The sequence below is a fragment of the Vibrio sp. 10N.222.48.A3 genome (assembly GCF_041475345.1).
In the GTDB taxonomy this organism is placed as follows: Bacteria; Pseudomonadota; Gammaproteobacteria; order Enterobacterales; family Vibrionaceae; genus Vibrio; species Vibrio tasmaniensis_A.
In genome coordinates this window covers 1-4,008 of record NZ_JBFRVX010000534.1, presented here as the reverse complement: position 1 = coordinate 4,008, position 4,008 = coordinate 1, and the positions used below count along the sequence as shown (strand labels likewise).

The following is a 4,008-nucleotide window of genomic DNA, read 5'->3' as shown; positions in this document are numbered from 1 at the left end:
ACTTGTGGTTGAAAACCTAGTTGAAGGTTGGGACGATCCACGTATGCCAACTATTTCTGGTTTGCGTCGTCGTGGCTTCACTTCAAGCTCGATTCGTGAATTCTGTAAACGTATTGGTGTGACTAAGCAAGAGAACATGATTGAGTTCGGTTCACTTGAATCTTGTATCCGTGATGACCTGAACGAAAATGCACCCCGTGCAATGGCTGTTCTTGATCCGATCAAGGTCGTGATTGAAAACTACGACGCTGATACAGTAGAAACATTAACGGTAGCAAACCACCCGAACAAGCCAGAAATGGGTACTCGTGAAGTACCATTTACACGAGAAGTTTGGATTGAGCGTGATGACTTCCGTGAAGAAGCAAACAAAAAGTACAAGCGTTTGGTTCTAGGTAAAGAAGTTCGTCTACGTGGTGCTTACGTGATCAAAGCTGAACGTATCGAAAAAGATGCAGAAGGCAACATTACGACTATCTTCTGTTCTTACGACAATGAAACATTGGGTAAGAACCCTACAGATGGGCGTAAAGTGAAAGGCGTTATTCACTGGGTATCTGCTGATAAAGCGTTGCCTGCTGAGATTCGTTTATACGATCGTCTATTCACAGTGCCAAACCCTGCCGCTGCTGATGATTTCGCTGCAACGCTAAACCCTGAATCACTTGTTACGCTAAACGGTTTTGTTGAACCTAGCCTAGGAGAAGGTGTGGCAGAGCAAGCGTACCAGTTTGAACGTACAGGTTATTTCTGTGTAGATTCGAAAGACTCTAAAGCAGACGCGCTAGTATTCAACCGCACGGTTGGTCTACGTGACACTTGGGGTAAAACTGAGGCTTAATGGCTTTGTTTTTCTCTACTCTATTTTTCCAAGCTCTGTTTCTCGGAGCTTAGTTTCTCAAGAGACGCTTAATAAAAAACCGGCTTAGAGCCGGTTTTTTTGTGTCTGGGAAATAACCAAATTGTGGGCCAAGCTACTGTGATTCTTAATACAATATCAGCCCAAATAAAAAACGCCGACCTAAGCCAGCGTTCTGTGTTACTTCTTCGCTTTATGTGCGTCTGGGTTGCCTTTGCAATCCCCAGTGATGCTTTTACCATACAGATACAAACTGTGGTTAGTTAGCTGTACATTGTAGCGTTGAGCGATTTCTTTTTGTCTTTCTTCGATAAGATCATCAGAGAACTCGATAACTTCACCGCAGTCTAAACATACTAGGTGATCGTGGTGATGCTGTGTTGAAAGTTCGAATACAGACTTACCACCTTCAAAGTGGTGACGAGTTACAATGCCTGCATCATCGAATTGGTTTAGTACGCGATAAACGGTCGCAAGACCAATCTCTTCACCTAAGTCGATCAGCTTTTTATATAAATCTTCAGCACTAATATGTTGGCAGTCTGGTTGTTGTAATACTTCTAAAATTTTGAGCCGTGGGAGGGTCACTTTAAGACCAGCATCTTTTAGCGCTTGATTATTGTCTGACATATACTTTCCTGTTGATGATCTGCAGCAATTAACAGAATTCAATATTAATACCATTATAGTTTAGTCAGGCATAACAATAAACCACGAACTTCAAAGGGTTACTCACTGACATCACAATCTGTTTTGTAAATTGGAAGTATCTCACTTATAGTGGAGGTACGACCAGCCAGGTGGCGGTGTTTTTTGATATGAACATGGATTGTTGTTATGAATAAGCAACTCGCAAAAATATATAAACCTAATATTGTAAAATTTGCACTCAATATTTGGCCTCCCTTTTGGGGCTCGGGAATTCGAATAGCCCACATTAGCGCTGACTTTAGGGTTGTTAAGACTGTGCTCAAGTTGCGGTGGTGGAATAAGAACGCTAATCGGACTCAATATGGCGGCAGTATCTTTTCTCTTACCGATCCCGTTTACTCGTTAATGCTAATGGGGATTTTAGGTGAGCGATATTATGTTTGGGATAAAGAGGCGAGTATTAACTTTATCAAGCCTGGTCAATCCGACTTGTATGCAGACTTTGAGATAAGCCAAGGGCAACTTGAGGATATCTATCGTCAGACACAACTTGGTGAGAAGTGTTTCCCCGAATTTATCATCCACGTTAAAGATAAGCAGGGAAGTGTGGTTTCGGAAATTCAGCGAACTCTCTATGTGAGAAAGAAGCCACAATTTAGAGAGGATGACGAAGCATTAGAAGCTGAGTGTTGATTGATAAATATTGAATAGAAAAAAACCTCCTATAAGGAGGTTTTTTCATATCTACATAACGGTCATTAATTGTAACAATTAATGACCGCTAATGAATTAGTCTTCAAGCTCTGCTAGGCACATCTCTTCGTGGATTTGTTTAACCCAGTTAGATACACGCTCATCAGTCAGCTCAGGTTGACGGTCTTCATCGATACATAGACCAACGAACTGGCTGTCATCGCCTTCAACTAAACCTTTCGATGCTTCGAATTCGTAGCCTTCAGTTGACGTATGACCTAGGATAGTACCGCCTTTTGCTTCAACGATATCACGGATAGTACCCATAGCATCGCAGAAGTATTCTGCGTAATCTTCTTGGTCGCCACAACCAAAAATAGCAACAAGCTTAGTTGAGAAATCAATAGCTTCTAGCTCAGGGAAAAAGTCATCCCAATCACATTGTGCTTCGCCGTAGTACCACGTAGGGATACCAAGCAGCAGCAGATCGAAGTTATCGATATCTTCTTTGCTGCTTTTTGCAATGTCTTGAACTTGAACGAGCTGCTTGCCCAATTGCTTTTGAATCATCTTAGCAACAGCTTCAGTGTTACCTGTATCGCTACCAAAGAAGAGACCTACACTTGCCATAGAATCATTACCTTTCATTTTGTCTGTTGTCGGTGTAATAAAGTTCGGAGGAAATCGTTAGATTCCAGTTCCTTCCCAGCTTAGTTGGATTATCCCTTTTGCGATAAAGCCTGCGCAGCCAAGGAAAAGTACTAACCATACGATACGACGACCAAATGCAGGAACATTTCCCTGCTTTAGAACGTCTTTAATTGCCATTCCGATTAGAAAGAAAATCGCGGCAAACAGAAGATCTAAACCAACAGATTCAATGATGTTCATGTAGTCGTAAAGCATGGGAACCTTATATACCAAATTTGCTTGGGCGCACTATATCACTGTTGTGAGATAAAGTTAATCTGCTGTGATTACACAGCTCTCATTTATATCGACTAATCAACCTATCTAAGTGATGAATTTCCTTATTGCACGGAGCACTTCAGCGGGCTTTTCCGCGTGTAGCCAATGTCCAGTATTGGCGATAACATGTGCCTTTGCGTTGGAAAACTGCTGTTGAACGGCGGTTTGATGTTCAGCCGTCAGGTAATCTGAGTCACCACCCTTGATTAGCAAGGTTTTGACCGAGGTTTTGTCAATCGGTTCCCAACCAATAATCTGTGGGTAGTTGTTTAATAGCGAGGCAACATTGAAACGCCATTCCATGATGCCTTGTTCTGATTTGAACAAAGATTTCGTTAAGAACTGGCGAACCCCATCAATTTCGATATGTTTTGCGAGGACCTTAAGCGCCTCTGAGCGTGATGTCGGTTTTTCTTCTATCACAGCTTGTAGGCCTGCGAATACGTTGTCGTGACGATTTTGGGTGTACGCGACTGGTGCCATATCTAAGACAATCAATTTATGCAGCGTCAGATGTTGTGCCAGTGCCATCGCTACCTTGCCACCCATCGAGTGACCAATCACAGTGACACCTTCTAACTCAAGATCATTCAGCAGTTGAGCCACATCTTGTGCCATAGCTTGATAATTATGAGTGTCATTATGGAAAGATTGGCCGTGGTTACGTAGATCGATGCTAAGTACCTGATGATCGGTTTTTAGATCCCTAGCGAGCAAGCCAAGGTTGTCCAAATTTCCGAATAATCCATGGATCAAAACAATGGTGTGACCCTCACCTTCAATTTTATAGTTGAGCTGTACTGACATTTTTATCTTATTCATGGTGGGTTTGACGT

Annotated in this window: 6 protein-coding genes; 2 read left to right on the top strand and 4 right to left on the bottom strand. The window is 42.3% G+C overall.

Annotated elements, in window-relative coordinates; all coding sequences use genetic code 11:
• A partial coding sequence (gene glnS / locus AB4653_RS15460; RefSeq protein WP_372104649.1) for a glutamine--tRNA ligase occupies positions 1 to 841 on the top strand: 841 nt, incomplete at its 5' end.
• Positions 842 to 1,039: 198 nt separating this feature from the next.
• On the opposite strand, the gene fcrX is transcribed toward glnS, so the two are convergent.
• Entirely contained in the window at positions 1,040 to 1,489 is a 450-nt protein-coding gene (gene fcrX, locus AB4653_RS15455) for a ferric iron uptake transcriptional regulator FcrX (protein ID WP_004734226.1), read from the bottom strand.
• A gap of 207 nt (positions 1,490 to 1,696) precedes the next feature.
• Between fcrX and AB4653_RS15450 the strand changes: the two genes are divergently transcribed.
• Positions 1,697 to 2,203 carry a DUF4442 domain-containing protein gene (locus AB4653_RS15450; RefSeq protein WP_009847330.1) on the top strand — a complete coding sequence of 169 codons (507 nt, stop codon included), beginning with the start codon at positions 1,697 to 1,699 and terminating at the stop codon, positions 2,201 to 2,203.
• Positions 2,204 to 2,299: 96 nt separating this feature from the next.
• Here AB4653_RS15450 and fldA read toward each other — a convergent pair whose 3' ends face one another.
• The 3 genes from fldA to AB4653_RS15435 form a co-directional block, all read right to left on the bottom strand.
• On the bottom strand, positions 2,300 to 2,833 hold the full coding sequence (fldA, locus tag AB4653_RS15445) for a flavodoxin FldA (protein ID WP_009847329.1): 534 nt from the start codon (positions 2,831 to 2,833) through the stop codon (positions 2,300 to 2,302).
• 57 nt (positions 2,834 to 2,890) lie between these two features.
• Positions 2,891 to 3,109, bottom strand: coding sequence for a DUF2788 domain-containing protein (locus AB4653_RS15440; protein ID WP_009847328.1), 219 nt, complete (start codon positions 3,107 to 3,109; stop codon positions 2,891 to 2,893).
• A 108-nt stretch (positions 3,110 to 3,217) separates the two neighbouring features.
• Positions 3,218 to 3,979 (bottom strand): alpha/beta fold hydrolase, encoded by a 762-nt coding sequence (locus AB4653_RS15435; RefSeq protein WP_009847327.1) that lies wholly within the window; start codon positions 3,977 to 3,979, stop codon positions 3,218 to 3,220.
• Positions 3,980 to 4,008: the final 29 nt, after the last annotated feature.

Bases quoted from the DNA above. Each gene is read 5' to 3' on its own strand.
- fcrX (WP_004734226.1), bottom strand. From the start codon at position 1,489: ATGTCAGACAATAATCAAGCGCTAAAAGATGCTGGTCTTAAAGTGACC.
- AB4653_RS15450 (WP_009847330.1), top strand. From the start codon at position 1,697: ATGAATAAGCAACTCGCAAAAATATATAAACCTAATATTGTAAAATTT.
- fldA (WP_009847329.1), bottom strand. From the start codon at position 2,833: ATGGCAAGTGTAGGTCTCTTCTTTGGTAGCGATACAGGTAACACTGAA.
- AB4653_RS15440 (WP_009847328.1), bottom strand. From the start codon at position 3,109: ATGCTTTACGACTACATGAACATCATTGAATCTGTTGGTTTAGATCTT.
- AB4653_RS15435 (WP_009847327.1), bottom strand. From the start codon at position 3,979: ATGTCAGTACAGCTCAACTATAAAATTGAAGGTGAGGGTCACACCATT.